Origin of the sequence: Agrobacterium sp. V1, from assembly GCF_030518355.1 — a bacterium.
GTDB lineage: Bacteria > Pseudomonadota > Alphaproteobacteria > Rhizobiales > Rhizobiaceae > Agrobacterium > Agrobacterium cucumeris.
This window is the reverse complement of record NZ_JAULSF010000001.1, coordinates 1802703-1821005: the sequence shown is the minus strand read 5'-3', so window position 1 is coordinate 1821005 and position 18303 is coordinate 1802703. Positions and strand designations below refer to the sequence as shown.

17 protein-coding genes are annotated in these 18303 nt (G+C 59.4%); 11 read left to right on the top strand and 6 right to left on the bottom strand.

What is annotated here, in order from left to right; translation table 11 throughout:
- Positions 1–2: 2 nt before the first annotated feature.
- The 4 genes from QSV77_RS08925 to QSV77_RS08910 all read right to left on the bottom strand — a co-directional run bounded on the left by QSV77_RS08925 (position 3) and on the right by QSV77_RS08910 (position 4044).
- A complete protein-coding gene (locus tag QSV77_RS08925; protein ID WP_065113804.1) occupies positions 3–785 on the bottom strand; it encodes an iron ABC transporter permease in 783 nt (260 codons plus the stop codon).
- Positions 782–1666: an ABC transporter permease subunit gene (locus QSV77_RS08920; RefSeq protein ID WP_302733183.1), complete on the bottom strand. Its 885-nt coding sequence runs from the start codon at positions 1664–1666 to the stop codon at positions 782–784. The genes QSV77_RS08925 and QSV77_RS08920 overlap by 4 nt, the downstream gene beginning before the upstream one ends.
- Before the next feature lie 102 nt (positions 1667–1768).
- Complete coding sequence (locus QSV77_RS08915) at positions 1769–2875, bottom strand: ABC transporter substrate-binding protein (protein WP_271362190.1); 1107 nt, start codon at positions 2873–2875, stop codon at positions 1769–1771.
- 290 nt (positions 2876–3165) lie between these two features.
- Positions 3166–4044: a MurR/RpiR family transcriptional regulator gene (locus QSV77_RS08910; RefSeq protein ID WP_302733182.1), complete on the bottom strand. Its 879-nt coding sequence runs from the start codon at positions 4042–4044 to the stop codon at positions 3166–3168.
- A gap of 177 nt (positions 4045–4221) precedes the next feature.
- On the opposite strand from QSV77_RS08910, the gene QSV77_RS08905 reads away from it, so the two are divergent.
- From QSV77_RS08905 to QSV77_RS08870, 8 genes are all read left to right on the top strand, one after another.
- On the top strand, positions 4222–4995 hold the full coding sequence (locus QSV77_RS08905; RefSeq protein WP_142840304.1) for an N-formylglutamate amidohydrolase: 774 nt from the start codon (positions 4222–4224) through the stop codon (positions 4993–4995).
- 213 nt (positions 4996–5208) lie between these two features.
- The gene (locus QSV77_RS08900; protein ID WP_302733181.1) at positions 5209–6723 is read left to right on the top strand and encodes an amino acid permease; all 1515 of its coding nucleotides are present in this window, start codon (positions 5209–5211) and stop codon (positions 6721–6723) included.
- Positions 6724–6786: 63 nt separating this feature from the next.
- A complete protein-coding gene (locus QSV77_RS08895; RefSeq protein ID WP_302733180.1) occupies positions 6787–8154 on the top strand; it encodes a glutamine synthetase family protein in 1368 nt (455 codons plus the stop codon).
- An 18-nt stretch (positions 8155–8172) separates the two neighbouring features.
- On the top strand, positions 8173–9561 hold the full coding sequence (locus QSV77_RS08890; protein WP_302733179.1) for an aldehyde dehydrogenase family protein: 1389 nt from the start codon (positions 8173–8175) through the stop codon (positions 9559–9561).
- On the top strand, positions 9558–10703 hold the full coding sequence (locus QSV77_RS08885; protein WP_302733178.1) for an iron-containing alcohol dehydrogenase: 1146 nt from the start codon (positions 9558–9560) through the stop codon (positions 10701–10703). The genes QSV77_RS08890 and QSV77_RS08885 overlap by 4 nt, the downstream gene beginning before the upstream one ends.
- Positions 10704–11084: 381 nt before the next feature.
- Positions 11085–11801 (top strand): ParA family protein, encoded by a 717-nt coding sequence (locus QSV77_RS08880; protein WP_302733177.1) that lies wholly within the window; start codon positions 11085–11087, stop codon positions 11799–11801.
- 145 nt (positions 11802–11946) lie between these two features.
- Complete coding sequence (locus QSV77_RS08875; RefSeq protein WP_302733176.1) at positions 11947–12594, top strand: TetR/AcrR family transcriptional regulator; 648 nt, start codon at positions 11947–11949, stop codon at positions 12592–12594.
- A gap of 46 nt (positions 12595–12640) precedes the next feature.
- Positions 12641–13846: an MFS transporter gene (locus tag QSV77_RS08870; RefSeq protein ID WP_302733175.1), complete on the top strand. Its 1206-nt coding sequence runs from the start codon at positions 12641–12643 to the stop codon at positions 13844–13846.
- A 69-nt stretch (positions 13847–13915) separates the two neighbouring features.
- On the opposite strand, the gene QSV77_RS08865 is transcribed toward QSV77_RS08870, so the two are convergent.
- Positions 13916–15307: a L,D-transpeptidase gene (locus tag QSV77_RS08865; protein ID WP_142840296.1), complete on the bottom strand. Its 1392-nt coding sequence runs from the start codon at positions 15305–15307 to the stop codon at positions 13916–13918.
- A gap of 156 nt (positions 15308–15463) precedes the next feature.
- Between QSV77_RS08865 and QSV77_RS08860 the strand changes: the two genes are divergently transcribed.
- The 3 genes from QSV77_RS08860 (at position 15464) to QSV77_RS08850 (ending at position 17154) form a co-directional block, all read left to right on the top strand.
- A complete protein-coding gene (locus QSV77_RS08860) occupies positions 15464–16297 on the top strand; it encodes an aldose 1-epimerase family protein (protein ID WP_302733173.1) in 834 nt (277 codons plus the stop codon).
- Between the two features lie 127 nt (positions 16298–16424).
- Positions 16425–16763, top strand: coding sequence for a TIGR01244 family sulfur transferase (locus QSV77_RS08855; protein ID WP_065113791.1), 339 nt, complete (start codon positions 16425–16427; stop codon positions 16761–16763).
- 49 nt (positions 16764–16812) lie between these two features.
- Complete coding sequence (locus QSV77_RS08850; protein WP_052818029.1) at positions 16813–17154, top strand: RidA family protein; 342 nt, start codon at positions 16813–16815, stop codon at positions 17152–17154.
- A 210-nt stretch (positions 17155–17364) separates the two neighbouring features.
- Here the strand turns inward: QSV77_RS08850 and QSV77_RS08845 are convergent, their stop codons facing one another.
- Positions 17365–18129, bottom strand: a complete 765-nt coding sequence (locus tag QSV77_RS08845) for a HugZ family protein (protein ID WP_302733172.1) — start codon at positions 18127–18129, stop codon at positions 17365–17367.
- Positions 18130–18303 lie beyond the last annotated feature (174 nt).

Below are 18303 nucleotides of genomic sequence, written 5' to 3'. Positions count from 1 at the left end.
CCTCAGGCCTTGGGAGGCGCGCCCTTCTGGTAACGTGAAACGAGTTGGATCAGACCAAGGCAACCCCAGGTGATGCCGAAGGAAATCACGGCAAGGGCTGCCGGTTCATAGGCGCGGTTGGCGCCAAGCAGCTGCATGTAGGGGCCGAAGGCCGGGCGGTTCAAAAGCGCCGCCATGGTGAATTCACCGATGACGATGGCGAAGGTCAAGAACGCACCTGACAGCACGGCGACCAGAACATTGGGCAGGATGATGCGCGACAGGATGGTCGTCCAGCCGGCACCAAGGCTTTGGGCGGCTTCTGTCAGCGTCGAGACATCGATGGTTCTGAGGCCCGTATCGACGGCGCGGTACATATAGGGCAAAGCGAGCGTGGCATAACCAAACATCAAGAGCAGGTTGGTGCCGGAGGTGGTTCCGGTCAGCGGCAGCCAGCTGGAGGTGTTGTAAAGCCGGATATAACCGAAGACGATGACGATGGCCGGAATGACGAGCGGCAAAAGCGTGATGAATTCGATATAGGGCCGCAGGCCCGGCAGTTTCAGCCGTACCCAATAGGCGGTGGGCACGACCAGCAGGACCCCGAAAACGATGGTGAACAGCGCCATCACCACCGAATAGCTGAAGGTTTCCTGGAAACGCGGATCGGTCAGCACCTTGCCATAGGCGTCGAAGGAATATTCGCCGCGCCGCATTTTCAGCGAGAAGTTGGTCATGCCGATCAGCGGCAGGGCGAAATACAGGAGGCCGAAGATCAGCGCGCCCCAGGCGAAAAAACGCTTCATTTCAGCCACCTTTCGCTGCGGGCACGCAGCCAGATATACAGCGCATTGGCGATGCCGGTGACGACGATCATGCCGAAGGCGAGTGCGTAACCAAGATGCGGATTGCCGAGAACGTCGCCGCGAATCTGCGCGAAGAGCAGGATCGGCACGATGTTGAGCGAGGAGCCGGTGAGCGCGATGGCGGTTGCCACGGCGCCAAAGGCATTGGCAAACAGCAGCGACATGGTGCCGAGCAGCGACGGCAGCAGGATGGGGAAGGCCACCATGCGCCAGTATTGCAGGCCGGTTGCGCCGAGAATTTCCGCAGCCTCGCGCCATTCGCGCTTCAGCCCGTCCAGTGCCGGGGTGATGATGAGGATCATCAGCGGTATCTGGAAGAACAGATAGGTGACCGTGAGGCCCCAGAAGGACAGGATGTTGAAGCCGAGGAGCCTAAGATCAATGCCGATCTGCGTCTTCAGGAAGACGGTGAGCAGGCCGACAGGGCCAAGCGTGGCGATGAAGGCGAAGGCGAGCGGCACGCCGGCAAATTGCGAGGCGACGCCCGAGAAGGTCAGAAGCGGCCCGCGGATGCGCTGCGGCAGACCGCCCAGCACCACGGCGGCGGCCACGGCAAAACCAATCAGGCAGCCGAGAGCCGCCGAGGCGAGGCTGATCTTGATCGAAATCCAGTAGGCCGAAAGAATGGACGGGGTGAAAAGCCCGCCGATGTTTTCCAGCGTGAAGCTGCCATCGGCATGCTGAAACGCGCCGATGACGATCTTCATCGTCGGCAGGATCAGGAAGAGCAGAACAAAGACGGCAAAAGGTACGACGCCTATCCAGTGCAGCGGCAACTTTCTGCCCGCGTCGGATGGTCCGCCGGTGTTGGTTGATGGCATGCCTTGTCCCCAAACGCCGTTTTCGAACGGTCTGTCTATTAAGGTCTTTATTATTAGAGAAACACCCCGGCTTTTTGATCAGCCGGGGTGCGTTTTCAACAATTACTTCACGTTTGCGCCGACGACGCTGTCCCAGCCGGCCGTAACGGCGGCCTTGTTGGCATCAACTTCCTCGAGTGTCGGGAAGATCGCCTTTTCATAGGCTGCTGCCGGCGGCAGGCTGTCGATCAGTTCCTGCGGAACCTTGCCAGCCTTGACCATGGCGTTGAAGCGGATCGGGTGGCAATAGCCCTTCAACCAGCCGAGCTGACCGTCGTCGGAATAGAGGTGTTCCATCCACAGCTTGGCGGCGTTCGGATGCGGCGCGTAAGCGGAGATGCCCTGAACATAAACGCCAGCCAGAACGCCCTTCTCGGGGACGACGACTTCTGTCGGCGGGTTGTCGTTCAGCGTCTTCTTCCAGGACAGGGCGTTATAGTCCCAGGCGATGATGATCGGAGTTGCGCCCTGTGCCAGCGTGCCGGCCTTGCCGATAACTGGCAGGAAGTTACCGGCCTTGTTGAGGTCGGCGAAGTACTTCAGGCCAGCTTCACCGGCTTCCTTGCCGGATTTCGCACCGGTGGAAAGACCAGCGGCGAGAACGCCAAGGATTGCCTGGTTGGAAGCGCGCGGATCGCCTGCGAGTGCTACCTGACCGGAATATTCCGGCTTCAGCAGGTCAGCCCAGTCCTTGGGAGAGTTGGTGACGAGGTCCTTGTTCACGAACATCGACATGACGCCGTAATAGTCGCCGTACCAGTAACCGTCGGCATCCTTGACGTTGTCAGGAATTTCGTCCCACGTGGAAACCTTGTAGGGCTGCAGCAGGCCTTCGGCCTTCATCTGCGGGCCGAAAGCGAGGCCGACGTCGACGACGTCAGGAGCCTGCGGGCCCTTGTTGTCCTTGTTTGCCTTGATTGCTTCCACTTCGTCGGCGGAGCCGGCGTCGGGGTTCAGTTCGTTGACGGTGATTTCCGGGTACTTCGCCTTGAAGGCGGCGATGACGTCGCCGTATCCGCACCAGTCGTGCGGCAGCGCAACGGTTGTCAGCATGCCTTCCTTCTTGGCGGCAGCGATCAGTTCGGCGCTCGGTTCAGCGGCGGCGATCGCGGTGGAGGCGATGACCAGTGCAGTGGTCGTAGCAAGCAGTCGGCGGCAGTGAGAGATCACTTTTTTCTCCTCTTCGTGTTCTCATATTGCGGACGCTGATACGGATTCTAGATGAAGCTAATGTGACGGCTGGATTACAATTTATTTATCCGGATTCCGCCACTTTACGCCCATTTTCCGCCATCGTCAGGCTTTTTGCCTGCAATTGCGGGATAATCCCCTCATCATCCTATTGGCCAGATCTGTTCCCCAGCTTGATTATGTACCCTGTTTTTCGTGCTGGTAGCGATCACAGGTATCCAATCAGCGTGCGGCATTCTCGTCAAGCAAGTTGCCGGCTATATAATTTCTCATGTTCTGTCCGGTCGGCGAAACAGCCGCGTCTGCTCGAACAGGCCCTCCAGCGCGTTCATGCGCTGCTTGGTTTCATCCCAGGTGCCGCTTTGCACCGCTTCGACCAGCGCTTCGACCACGAATAATGTGACGACCGAGGAATCCCAGGCCGAAGGTGCCTCGATCTTCACACGGAAAGTGTGCAGCGCGTGGCGCGCCACCGGCGATGTCCATTGGTCGGTAAAGAGAATGATCTGCACGCCGTTTGCTTTCGCGACTTCGGCGAGCGTCGTCATATCGTGCTCGTAACGGCGGATGTCGAAAATCACCAGAACGTCGCCGGCGCTCATATTCAGCATATATTGCGGCCAGGCGCTGGAATTTGATGACATCAGCGTCGTTTTCGGCCGGATCACCTGCATGTGGGTGAAGAAATATTCGGCAATGGCGCCGGTGATGCGGCCGCCGACGAAATAGATGCTGCGTTTGCGGTCGGAAAGCAGGGCCGCGGCATTGTCGAAGACGGCGGTGTCGAGGTCGCTCAACGTGTCGCGCAGATTGCCGGTGATGGCATCGGCAAAGCGGTTGAGGATATGCAGCCCCGGCGCATTGGTGGCCCAGCGGTCGTGTTTGGCAACCGGGCCGGAGATTGTCGCTTCAAGCTCCTGGTGCAGATGTGCCTGAAATTCCGGATATCCCTTGTAGCCGAGTTTCTGCACCATGCGCGCCACCGTCGGCGTCGAAACGCCGGCATTTTCAGCGATGGTGGTGATGCTGCCGAGGCCGGAGACGGGATAGTTGCCGAGCAGGCTTTCCGCCAGCCGTTTTTCCGAACGGGTCAGCGCATCGTAATGGGCATGGATGACATCCGACACGGTCGCCGTCGTGCTGCGCAAATTTTTCCCCTTCCGGTCTTTCTGCCGGTACTTCCACTAAAATAAACATCTGTGTCGGCGATCGAGTCAATGGGAAAAATGAAGAGAAAATTTCAAAATTCCATTTGACACTGGCAATAATGTGAAGAATTCTTTTCGTCGTTGACGGAACAGCGGGTTTCCGGGTGGGGTTCGTGCATGACGGTGCGTTCACGGTTTTTCACAGAAATGGAAGGACAGGCGGTTGGCGTCGAGAACGCTGCGGGAAAGGGCGACGTCCTTCTCGTCTGCGAACACGCTTCCGCCACCATCCCTGAAAAATACGGTACGCTTGGTCTTTCGCCGGAGGTTCTCTCGAGCCATGCGGCCTGGGATCCAGGTGCCCTTGCCGTGGCGCGGCTGCTTTCGCAGAGCCTTGACGCCACGCTTGTCCATCAACGGTTTTCGCGTCTGGTCTATGATTGCAACCGGCCCCCCGAATCGCCTTCCGCCATGCCGGTGAAAAGCGAGATTTATGATATTCCCGGCAATCTCGATCTTTCCGAAGCGGAGCGATTTGCCCGCACTTCTGCGCTCTATGTCCCATTTCACGACCGCGTCAGCGAGATCATCGCCGAGCGGCAGGCCTCCGGGCGCAGGGTGGTCGTGGTGACGATCCACAGCTTCACACCGGTCTATCACGGCCAGTTTCGCGCCGTTCAGATCGGCATCCTGCATGATAGCGACAGCCGTCTGGCCGATGCGATGCTGGCGGGCGCCGAGGGGTCGGCGCTCACGGTTAAACGCAACGATCCCTACGGCCCGGAAGATGGCGTGACGCATACGCTGAGGCTACACGCGCTGCCGGACGGACTTTTGAACGTCATGATCGAGATCCGCAACGATCTTGTCACCAATGAAGGGGAGCAGGCGGCAATTGCCGGGTTCCTCCACGAGCTTATGGGGAAGGCGCTCTCATCAATCGATGAGTGAGGGAGCAAGGGCTGGCCAATGGTGAAAACACCGGGGCCGGCCACCAAACGAGACTGCCGACATTCAAGAAAAGCCGGAAAGGCATGAAGCGGCAAGGGAACAGCAAGTGCGTGCGGCACAGCGCGGAAACCTTCCGCAGGTGCTGAAAACTGGGGCACAATCGGCCAATAACGGCTGACTGGCTTGTTTTTTTCTTATTCAGGAGAGAAGGGCATGGACAGTTCATCGTCAGGCGTCAGCTATAAGAAGGCTGATGCATCCTATTTCGAAAAACGCGGACTTTCCCGTTATGCGGGCGTCTGGTCGCTCTGGGCGCTCGGCGTCGGGGCGGTTATTTCAGGGCATTTTTCCGGATGGAATTTCGGCTTTTCCACCGGCGGCTGGGGCGGCATGCTGGTGGCGGGCATCATCATCGCCATCATGTATCTCGGGCTGACATTTTCGATCGCGGAAATGAGCCCGGCCTTGCCGCATACGGGTGCGGCCTATTCCTTCGCCCGCACCGCGATGGGTCCCTGGGGCGGCTTCGTCACCGGACTTTGCGAGAATGTCGAATATGTGCTGACGCCGGCGGTCATCGTCACCTTCATCACGGCCTATATAAATTCCATTCTGGGGCTCGATCCGGCCTATTCACCATTTGTATGGATAGGTTTTTATGTGATCTTCCTTGCGCTCAACGTTTTCGGGCTGGAGCTTTCCTTCAAGGTCACATTGGTCATCACGCTGATTTCGCTTGGTGTTCTGGTGTTCTTCTGGATCAGCGCCATTCCGAACATGGATTTCTCGCGTTTTGCGCTGAATATCGGCGTTGGTCCCGATGGCAAGGCCGTGGAGCTGCCGGAGGGTGGCGGTTCGTTCTTCCCATTCGGTTTTTCGGGCGTTCTCGCCACGCTGCCTTTTGCGGTCTGGCTGTTCCTTGCGATTGAACAGCTGCCGCTGGCGGCGGAAGAATCGGTCGATCCGAAACGCGATATGCCGAAGGGCATCATTCTCGGTGTCATCACACTGATGGTTTCGGCCTTCATGATCGTGCTGCTCAACCCGTCGCTGCCGGGCGTCGGCGCCTTCCATCTCGGTTCTTCGCTCGAACCGCTGCTGGATGGCTTCAAGGCGATTTACGGTGATGGCGGCGTGGTGCTGCTCGGTCTCGTGGCGCTCACTGGCCTGATCGCCAGCTTCCATACGATCCTCTATGCGCAGGGTCGGCAGATCTATTCGCTGTCACGCGCGGGCTACTTCCCGACCGTACTGTCGATTACCCATCCGAAATATCGCACGCCTTTTGTGGCCAACATTGCCGGTGCGCTTGTCGGTCTGGCGGTCATGCTGGTCATCTGGTTCTCGCTGGGCGCGGAACAGGGCGGCAGCATCATCGGCAGCGTACTTTTGAACATGGCCGTTTTCGGTGCGATGTTCTCCTATATCCTGCAGGCGATTTCCTTCATTCTGCTCCGCAAGAACCTGCCGCATATCGAGCGGCCGTTCCGTTCGCCCTTCGGCATTCCGGGTGCGGTGCTGACTGTTATCATCGCCATCGTCACGCTGCTTTACCAGATCCAGGATCCCAACTTCAGCAAGGGCGTGCTGTGGGTAGCGGTCTGGTTTGCCGTGGCGATCGCCTATTTCGCCTTTGTCGGACGCCATCGCCTCATCCTGTCGCCGGAAGAGGAATTTGCGCTGGAGCACAAGCAGGCTGCCATGGCAGCGGCGGCTGCAAAGGCCTGATGCCCAAACAAACGGGCGGCCGTATCCGGCCGCCCGGCCAAGACAATAAAGGGAACGGACAAAATGACGAGCTACACATTCGACGCGCTTAAGATGGATGTCGCCGAGGGGCGCATCGACACGGTTCTGGCCTGCCTTGTCGACATGCAGGGGCGTCTGATGGGCAAGAGATTTCAGGCCGAATTCTTCGTTGAAAGCGCCTTTGAGGAAACCCATAGCTGTAATTACGTGCTTGCCACCGACATGGAGATGGAGACCGTTCCCGGCTATAAATCCTCCAGCTGGGAAAAGGGTTATGGCGATTATGTGCTGAAACCTGATCTTTCGACGCTGCGACGGGTGCCATGGCTGGAAGGCACGGCGCTGGTGCTCTGTGATGTACTCGATCATCACACCCATGAAGAAGTGCCGCATTCGCCGCGCGCGCTGTTGAAAAAGCAGGTGGCGCGACTGGAGGCCATGGGGCTGAAAGCCTTCATGGCGACCGAGCTGGAATTTTTCCTGTTCGACCAGACCTTCGATGCGGCGCGCGCCAGCGGCTACAAGGGGCTGAACCTCACCAGTGGTTACAACGAGGATTACCATATCTTCCAGACCACCAAGGAAGAGGACGTGATGCGGGCGCTGCGCAAGGGCCTGCAGGGCGCTGGCATTCCGGTTGAAAACTCCAAGGGTGAGGCGTCTCCCGGCCAGGCGGAAATCAACGTTCGTTATGCCGAAGCGCTGACCATGGCCGACCGGCACGCCATCATCAAGAACGCCACCAAGGAGATTGCCTGGTCCAAGGGCAAGGCGGTGACGTTCCTTGCCAAATGGAACTATAACGCCGCCGGCAGCTCCTCACACATCCACCAGTCGCTGTGGAGCCTCGATGGCAAGACGCCGGCCTTCCTCGACAAGGATGCCAAGCATGGCATGTCGGAACTGATGCGGCATTATGTTGCCGGGCTTCTGGCCCATGCCAGCGAGATAACCTATTTTCTGGCGCCCTATATCAATTCCTACAAGCGGTTCATGGCCGGCACGTTTGCGCCGACCAAGGCGATCTGGAGCCTCGATAACCGCACGGCCGGATATCGTCTCTGTGGCGAGGGCACTAAGGGCATCCGCATCGAATGCCGCGTCGGCGGATCCGATCTCAATCCCTATCTTGCGATGGCTGCTCTTCTCGCGGCGGGCATTGACGGCATCGAAAATAAACTTGAACTTGAACCCGCTTTTGTCGGTGACGCCTATGGCGGCAAGGATGTGCGCGAGATACCCAAGACCCTGCGTGACGCCACTGCCTTTCTGGACGGATCGAAAATGCTGCGCAACGCCTTTGGCGATGATGTGATCGATCATTACGTCCATGCCGGACGGTGGGAACAGGAAGAATACGACCGCCGCGTGACCGACTGGGAAGTGGCGCGCGGTTTCGAACGAGCCTAATCATTACGGGAAAACATCATGACCATGATCCAGAATATCTCGCCCATCGATGGCTCGGTTTATGCCGAGCGGGAGGCGATGTCGCTGGAGGCGGCGCGGGCCGCCGTTTCGAAAGCGCGCAAGGCGCAGAAAGACTGGGCTCGACGTCCACTTGAGGATCGCGTTCAGCTGGTTCTCAAAGGTGTGGCGCGCCTCAACGAAATGGTGGCGGAGGTTGTGCCGGAACTGGCGCATATGATGGGCCGTCCGGTTCGTTATGGCGGCGAGTTCAAGGGCTTCAACGAGCGCTCCAATTATGTCGCGTCGATTGCGGCTGATGCGCTGGCGCCTCTCGTCATCGAGGAAAGCGGCAATTTCGAACGTCGCATCGAGCGCGAGGCGCATGGCGTGGTCTTCGTCATCGCGCCGTGGAACTATCCTTACATGACGGCGATCAACACCGTCGCGCCCGCTTTGATGGCCGGCAATACGGTGGTCATCAAACATGCGGCGCAGACGTTGCTGGTCGGCGAACGCATGGTGCGGGCTTTTGTCGAGGCTGGGGTGCCTGACGATGTCTTCATCAACGTCTTCCTCGACCATGGCACGACCTCGGCGCTGATTTCCGAGGGCCTGTTCAACTTCGTCAATTTCACCGGTTCGGTGGAAGGCGGCCGTGCCATCGAACGCGCCGCTGCGGGCACCTTCACCGGCCTCGGGCTTGAACTCGGCGGCAAGGACCCCGGTTACGTGATGGAGGATGCCGATCTCGACGCCGCCGTCGATACGCTGATGGACGGCGGCACCTATAATTCCGGGCAATGCTGCTGCGGTATCGAGCGCATCTACGTCAATGAAAACCTCTATGACGAATTCGTCGAGAAGTCCGTGGCGTGGGTTTCGAACTACAAGCTCGGCAATCCGCTCGAGCATGAAACCACGCTCGGGCCGATGGCCAACAAGCGGTTTGCCAAGGTGGTGCGGGCGCAGATTGCCGACGCCGTTGCCAAGGGCGCAAAGGCGCTGGTTGATCAGACGCTTTTCCCGGCCGATGATGGCGAGAGTGCTTATGTTGCGCCGCAGATCCTCGTCAATGTCGATCATTCCATGGAATTCATGACGGAGGAGACTTTCGGTCCCGCCATCGGCATCATGAAGGTCAAGAACGACGATGAAGCCATTGCGCTGATGAATGACAGCAAATACGGCCTCACCGCTTCGCTCTGGACGCAGGATGCGACACGGGCAGCAAGGATCGGCCGCGAAATCGAGACCGGAACCGTGTTCATGAACCGCGCCGATTATCTGGATCCGGCGCTTTGCTGGACCGGTGTGAAGGAAACCGGCCGTGGCGGTTCACTTTCCGTCCTCGGTTTCCAGAACCTGACCCGCCCGAAATCCTACCATCTGAAGAAAGTCACGAAATGAATATCGTCGCCAACTGGAGCTACCCCACCGCCGTCAAGCTTGGCCGTGGCCGGATCAAGGAACTGGCGGAAGCCTGCAAGACGCTCGGCATCAAGAAGCCGCTTCTCGTGACGGATCGCGGCCTTGCCAATATGGCGATCACCGCGCATGCGCTGGATGTGCTGGAAGAGGCAGGCCTCGGCCGGGCGATCTTCGCCGAGGTCGATCCGAACCCGAACGAAATCAACATGGAAGCCGGCGTGAAAGCCTATCGCGATGGCGGCCATGATGGCGTCGTCGCCTTCGGCGGCGGCTCGGGTCTCGATCTGGGCAAAACCATCGCCTTCATGGCCGGGCAGACCCGCCCGGTCTGGGATTTCGAAGATATTGGCGACTGGTGGACCCGGGCGGATGCCGCCAAGATCGCGCCCATCGTCGCTGTGCCGACGACGGCCGGTACCGGTTCCGAAGTCGGCCGCGCCAGCGTCATAACCAATTCGCAGACCCATGTGAAGAAGATCATCTTCCATCCGAAGCTCTTGCCGGGCGTCGTCATCTGCGATCCGGAGTTGACGGTCGGCATGCCGAAGGTCATCACGGCCGGCACGGGCATGGATGCCTTCGCGCATTGCCTCGAGGCTTATTCGTCGCCGTTCTTCCATCCGATGAGCGCCGGCGTGGCGCTGGAGGGCTTACGTCTCGTCAAGGAATTCCTGCCGCGCGCCTATAAGGACGGCACGGATATTGAAGCGCGCACCAATATGATGGCAGCGGCAGCGATGGGGGCGGTGGCCTTCCAGAAGGGTCTCGGCGCCATTCACTCGCTCTCGCATCCGATTGGCGCTGTCTACAACACCCATCACGGCATGACCAATGCCGTCGTCATGCCAGCGGTGCTGCGCTTCAACCGCCCTGCCATCGAAGACAAGATTGCCCGCGCGGCCGCCTATCTCGGCATCTCCGGCGGTTTCGACGGTTTTTATGATTACGTGCTGGAACTTCGCAAGGAACTCGGCGTACCGGAAAACCTGACCGCCATGGGCATCAAGCCGGATCGTATTGACGAACTGGCGGCGGAAGCGATCAAGGATCCGAGCTGCGGTGGTAATCCGGTGCCGATGACGCTGGAAAATACCAAGGCGCTTTTTGAGGCTTGCTTTTAAGGATCTACCTTTATTCATCAGGTTTGTGAGAGGTTGAGAGGGTGCTGCTTGTTTCTTCTCCCCGCCGGGGAGAAGTCCGCGGCAGCGGGATGAGGGGGCAAGCTCTCCGAAATCCGGCAAGGTTGCCCCCTCATCCGACCCTTCGGGCCACCTTCTCCCCGGCGGGGAGAAGAAACGAGCGGCAACGTCGTGCCCTGCACCGGGAGCGAGCTACGTACGATCTCTAATCCAGCCCGCGACGACCCGGTCGCGGGCTTTTCGTTGCCCGGCATAACCGTTCTTAGCCTTTTATTAACCCTGTTCGTTAAGATTATGGAAAGCACCATGAATTGCTTCGGTGCGTGAATGAGCATGAAACGGCTCTGACCAACAGGGGGTGTCATGTCAGTCATCACTTTCGCCAACACCAAGGGCGGTGCCGGAAAAACCACGGCCGTGCTGCTTCTGGAAACCGAACTGGCCCGCAGCGGTCACCGCGTGACGGTTCTGGATGCGGATCCGCAATTGTGGATTTCCCGCTGGCACGAATTATCAGGCGATATCGAAAATCTTTCGGTGATTTCGCATGTGACGATGGCATCGCTTGAGGGCCATATTCGCGAGAATAAAACCAGCACCGACTGTTTCATCATCGATCTGCCGGGAGCTAAGACCCCGCTTCTGACCATGGCTCTCGGCATTTCCGATCATGTGCTGATCCCGGTTCAGGGCTGCGCCATGGATGCGCGCGGGGCTGCCGAGGTTCTGGACCATATCGAATTTCTGAACCGCAAGATGGGCAAGGAGATTGCTCATTCCATCGTGCTGACACGGGTGAACGCCATGGTGGCGACGCGTTCGCTGCTGCTGGTCAAGATGCTGCTGGCCGAGAAAAATGTCTCGGTTCTCAACACCCCGATCGTCGAGAGAGCCGCCTATCGCGATATTTTCGACCTTGGCGGCACGCTTCTCTGTCTCGATAAGACCAAGGTGAGCAATATCGACAAGGCGGTCGAGAATGCCAGAGCATTCGCGGGCGAAGTGCTTGGCCTGCTGCCGAAACGCCTGTTGCGGTTCGGCACGCCACCCGCGCGCCTTTTCACTCGTAAAGCCGCGTGAAATATTGCTTTCAACTTTCGATCCGTCTGCGGCGGTCATAACCGCAGACGGATGATGCTGCCTCGGACCATCGGCGGCCATCAGGCTTGCCGGCGTGTCAGCAGTCGCTTTTCAGCGATGGCTTCATTATTTGCTTGATTTGGAAATGATCATTTCCTATATTCCGGCCATGAGCAATGCCAGCCACAACCAGTCCGAGGAACAGCGCCATCGCGGCAGGCCGCGCGAGTTCGATATCGACCGCGCGCTCGATGGTGCGATCCGGGTTTTTTCCAGGCGCGGTTATCACGCCACTTCCGTCGGTGACCTTACCGATGCGATGGAGTTGGCGCAGGGCAGTCTTTACAAGGCCTTCAAGGACAAGAAGGCCGTCTTCATCGCCACGATGGAGCGCTACAGGATTGTACAGACCGAGCGTTTCGAGGCGGCGGTGGCCGGTTACGATACCGGTCGTGAACGCCTGCGGGCAGGGCTGATGTTCTACGCGGAACGGTCGCATGGCGGTGCTGGCTCTGATGGCTGTCTGGTTGTTGGTGCCGCTGCCGATCTGGCGGCGCTGGATGATGACATTGCCGTTGTGGTCGAACGGGCCGTGAAGGCGAGGGAGCGGATCGTCGCCCGCCTCGTTGCCGAGGGGCAGAAGGATGGTTCGGTGAATTCCAAGGCCGATCCCGATGATCTTTCCCGGGCGATGCTGTGCATGATGTACGGCATGCGCGTGGTGGGAAAGACAGGGCGTAGCCTCAAGGACATGGTGGCCGTGGTGGATATCGCCATGAAGCTTGCTGAGTGATTTCGTGTCTATTTAGGAAACGTTCGTTTCCATATTGGAGAAAATGATGACGACGCGTGTAATTGAAGGGGAGGATGTTGATGCAACATCCCTTTCTCCGGCTTTGACTTTTCTGCTGGCGACAGCCTGCGGGTTGATTGCCGCCAATCTTTATTATGCCCAGCCGCTTGCCGGCATCATCGGGGCGGAACTTGGTCTCTCCGCCGGCGCTACAGGCTTGATCGTGACCCTGACGCAGATCGGTTACGGTGTCGGCCTGCTGTTCGTCGTGCCGCTCGGCGATCTCGTTGAAAACCGCAAGCTGGTGGTCGGTTCCGTCTCGATGGCGGTGCTTTCCCTTGTGGCAGCGGCATTCGCGCCGCATGCGGCCCCGTTTCTGATTGCGGCCTTCCTGGTCGGCGTCAGTTCGGTGGCAGTGCAGGTCATCGTTCCCTATGCCGCCCACATGGCGCCGCACGCCATTCGTGGCCGGGTGGTCGGCAATGTCATGAGCGGTCTGATGGCCGGCATCATGCTGGCGCGGCCGGTCTCCGGTCTGCTGTCGGAAGTCGTTTCATGGCGCGGCGTCTTTCTGACGTCGGCGGCAGTCATGGCGCTTCTTGCCGTCGTGCTTTTCCGGCTTTTGCCGCCGCGCATGCCGGAGGCAAGGCTGGGTTACGGCTCGCTGATGGCCTCGATGGGCAGACTTGCCCTCCACACGCCGATCCTGCGGCGGCGGGCAATTTACCATGCCTTCCTGTTTGCCGCTTTCAGCCTGTTCTGGACCACGACGCCGCTTTATCTGAGCGGGCCGCATTTCAACCTGAGCCAGGGTGAGATCGCGCTGTTTGCGCTTGCCGGGGCTGCGGGCACCGTGGCTGCGCCAATTGCCGGGCGGATGGCCGATCGCGGCTGGACCCGTGCGGCGACTTTCCTGGCATTGGTGGCGGTAGCGCTCTCCTTTGCCGTCACGCATCTCGCGCCCGAAGGCTCGCATCTGGCGCTCGCCATTCTGGTAGTCGCAGCCATCGTTCTGGATTTCGGCGTCACCACCAATCTGGTGCTTGGCCAGCGGGCGATCTTCACGCTTGGGGCGGAATTCCGCAGCCGTCTGAACGGCATCTATATGGCGACGTTTTTCATGGGCGGCGCAATCGGTTCCGCCGTGGGTGGCTGGGCTTATGCTGTCGGCGAATGGCAAGCCGCCTCTTGGATCGGTTTCGCCTTGCCGGTGGCCGCCCTGCTGTATTTCCTGACGGAAAAGCGCGACTGAAACACCACTCAATGAAAAAAGCCCGACGGACCAAACCGCCGGGCTTTTTCTCTTTTACTCCGGTCGATCCTATTCCGCGAATTCGACCACAACGCCGGGACGGACCATCTTTGCCAGTTCGGTCGCATCCCAGTTGGTCAGGCGGATACAGCCGTGGCTGTTCGTCTTGCCGATCTTGGAAGGTTCCGGCGTGCCGTGAATGCCGTAGGTCGGCTTCGACAGGGCAATCCAGACCGTGCCGACCGGGCCGTTCGGACCCGGCGGGATTTGCAGGATCTTGTCGTTCTGGCCCTGCTTGAAGTTGATCTTCGGATTATAGGTGTAGCCGGGATTGAGCGCGATGCGCTCGACCGTGTGCGTGCCGCTCGGCGAGGGTGTATCCGTGGAACCGATGGTGGCGGGATAAGCGGCGATCAGATTGCCGTCCTGGCCATAGGCGAAGACCTGCTTGATGCCCTTATGTGCTACGATGCGGGCCACCTGTCCCTTTTTCGTCTCGCCCGGATTGACCACCTTGATGATGGTGCCGGGCACCGTGAAGTCGATGCCGGGGTTCAGTTCCTTCAGATAGTTCTCATCCATATGGAAGCGCTCGGCCAGCGCCTCGGAGGTGGAGGTGAAGGACAGAGCGGGCAGCTGCGACTTCTCGGCATAGTCGTCCGGAATGGAGGCGACATAGGGGCCGGCGGCATCGGCGGCGGTGATGGTGTAGTCGACGATCGGCATGCCGCCGGAAGAGCGCAGGCGTTCCAGAATGTCGTCGGAATTGTTCGGGTCCAGCTTTTCGCCGGTCATGTCCTGCCAGGCGGCAATGGCCTTGTTGACGTTGTCACCCATCTTGCCGTCGATCACGCCGGGCGAGATGCCTTCACGGTCAAGGAAAGTCTGCAGTGCGACGATTTCCTGACGGGAACGGTTGACCGGTGTCGTCACCGGTGTGTGGCGTTCGATCAGGTGATCCGGCTGCGGAACGGCGGCTGTGGTGCTTTCGCCCGGCATGGGCTGGCCGAGCGGTCCGCTTTCCACCGCGCCGGGGCCGGGAACGGAGCCGGTATAGACATTGTCGTCGGAGCCATCACCGCGATATTCGCGGTAATCACGCACGCTGCCATTGTCCTGATAGCCGTAGTCGCGCTGTGGTTCGCGATACTGGCCGCCGGGGGCGGGCGGATAATAGGTGGTGTCGCGCTGTTGGCGTGCCTGCTGCCGCTGCTGATAACCAGAGGGCATTTCGGTGGCGAGCAGATTGCCGTACTGGTCGTAAAACACCGTGCGGCCCATGGTATCGCGGCTGATAACGATATCGCCGCGCTCTGGCATGAAGTCGAGCACGCGACCGTCAGGTGTCACCAGCATCGTCTGCTGGTCGCCATAACGCTGCTGCGCGCCAGCCTGTAGCGGGGCGAAAGCTGCCACTACCGCGACTGTCAGACCCAGAGCTGCGTTAAGAAACTGTTTCACGATTCTGCTATCCTTGCTTTGTTCGCCCATAAACACACCGCAATCTTGACCCTATTGTGAAAAAGGTGAATTCGCGGTTAATGCAATCTTAATTTCCGTCACGACTAGTAGCGTTTCCGTGATTCATGCGTTTTTACTGCCACAGGAGAGGTTGTCTTGCGTTCGTTTCAGGCCGGCAGATCGCCCCGTATTTTCCTCGATGAAACCTCTGTTTTCGATATTGGTTCGTGTATCGTCGATGGCATCGACATTGCGCCTGGCCGCGCCATTCCCGATGATGGCGATGCGCGCATCGATCATTCGCTGGAAGGCTTTCTCTTCACCTGCGGTCCCGATCATATCCGCCATCCCGAGCCGATTGATGGTGACGGTGAGGGGCGTCGATATCCGTTGCATGGGTCCTTTTCCTCGCATCCGGCAAAGATAGTCGCCTTCGACGTTCATGAGACCAATGCACTGGCGCGCGTCGAGGTTCCCGTAAAGCTTGCCGATGGCGGCACTGCGTTGCTGGAGCGCACATGGCGCATTGATGGCGAAAGCGGCGAAGTCAGCCTTGAGGACAAGGTCGTCAATACGTCAGACCGGCCGATGCCGGTGTTCCTGATGTATCACATGAATGTCGGTGCCCGCCTGTTTGACGATGCGGTGCGGCTGGAAGGCGCAATGCTGGATGGCGGCGGCCATGGCTGGCGTTTCGGCGAGGAGCCGGGCAATGTTTTCTGTGTTCCTGCCGGTAATGACGAATGGGCGGAATTGAAGCTTGGTCCCGTCGCGGCCATTGGCGGGAAGACGCTGACCGTGCGTTTTCGCACGGAGACGCTGCCCTATCTGCAGATGTGGCGTAACCAGCAGGAGCCCGCCAATGTGCTCGGCATCGAGCCGGTTTCGCATCGCTGGGTGGGGCGGAGCGAACTTGAGGCTGCAGGCGAATTCAACATTATCCAGCCCGGTGAAAGCCGCTCCTTCGGCCTGCGCTTTTCCATCCTCTGAATGCCGTACCGAATGAGGACACCGCATCATTGACGCATGGGTTTTGAGCCCTTACATCGGATGCGGATTTCTAAGGGTGGCGAGAGCGTGCCAGCGGCGCGGATGCCGATTTCAGCGGAGGCATAAGATGGATATCAGGCGCATAGACGACGAATATTCGGTAACGGGACAGATCAGCGTCGCCGATCTGGATGAGGTCAAGGCACTCGGCTTCAAGTCGATCGTCTGCCACCGCCCTGATGGTGAAGAAGACGGCCAGCCGCTTTTCGCCGATATTGCCGAGCGCGCAGAGCAGCTCGGTATTACCATCATGCATGTGCCTGTCGGCCGTTATGGCGTCGACGCCGATGCCGTTGCCGGCATGGTGGATGCGCTGGACGAATTGCAGCGCCCGATGCTCGGCTATTGCCGTTCCGGCGCGCGCTCGACGGCGATCTACGAAAAGACCCATCACCTGCGCGGCTGATTTTTCGCGCTTCATTTTGTTTTCAAATGCCAATCAACAGGAGTTCTCCATGACCATCAAGCGTATCGAGCCGGGCAAGCGCATGAGCGGCGCCGTCGTTCACGGCAACACCGTTTATCTGGCCGGCCAGGTTGGCGAAGGCACCAGCGTGACGGAACAGAGCAAGTCTGCGCTGGCTGAAGTCGACCGCCTGCTGGCCGCTGCCGGCTCCGACAAGTCGAAGGTCCTGCAGACCATCATCTACCTCTCCGACATGTCCACCTTCGGCGAAATGAACGCCGTCTGGGAAGGCTGGATCGACCCGGCAAACCCGCCGGCCCGCGCCACCAGCGAAGCAGCGCTGGCAACGCCGGACTACAAGGTTGAATTCATCGTCACTGCGGCTCTCTGAGCATCAGTCTGATTTCCAAAGAAAGGCCGGGTCGCGGAATGCGGCCCGGCCTTTTTTGATGGGAAATTCGAAACGCTCGTTTCGTCATCCTCGGCTTGTCCCGAGGATCCACTCACGTATCACAACTTGATAGGTGGCAGATGCTCGGGACAGGCCCGAGCATGACGGAAGAGAGACGATTGTCCCAGGTTTGTGAATCGTTTGCGCCCTTCATTTCAGAAGCAAAGCAAGCGCCTTCTCAAACTGCTTCAACGTCTCCACCCGCTCCGCAAACCACAGCCGTGCCAGATCGCTGGCCGAGGCGAGATCGATACCATCCGGGTCGATGGAGGTGATCGTCCAGCGGCCGGCCTTTGCGCCGGCGAGAACTGCCAACCGCGACGCTTCGCCCTTGATGGCGTTGAGGCGGGTAGCTTCGCTTTCCGTCGCAGCCATCAGTTCCGCCGCGCCTGAGAGATCGGTGCGCAGGTCGGCCGGGGTGATGTTGCTGGCATTGCGGGCCGGGCCGCCATTGATCTGCACACCTTCCGTCCGCAGCCGGTAAAGCCTCGTGTCGGGAAGCGAGAGATAAAGTTTCGCTTTGGGGTAACGGGCAATGTAGCGCCTGATGGCGAGTTGCGTCTCATCCGGGCCGAGCTGTTCCACCTTGCCCACCAGTGTCAGCCGCGGCAGCGTCAGCGCATCGCCCTTGCCGAAGGGCGCGAGCGTCAGCGAGACGCGCGGGTCGGCCTCCATGTTGCGGGCGTGCAGCGTCAGGCCGGCCGCAAAGAAAAACGGCGTACCGTCCGGCTCGATACCGATATTGGTGGCGGTCGTATAGGGATAGCTGCTGACCGGATCGAGCGTGGCGAGCGCCGCCGTGCGGGATGTGTGCAGCACATCGCGGGCCACGCGCACCGCCTCGAAAGGTGCGCCGGCCGAGGGCTCGATCTTCGCGCCGCGTGGGGTGATGACGGGAGGGGCAACGTCCGGCATGTCTTATCCTGAGTTAGTGGATGCTGAGAGAAGCGTAAAACCTCTCCACGTCATGCCCGGGCCTGTCCCGTGCATCTGCAACCGATCGATTTAGCGCGACGTGGTTGGATCCTCGGGACAAGCCCGAGGATGACGTCAAGCGAGCGTCAGGATTTACACCATGCCGGAGGCATG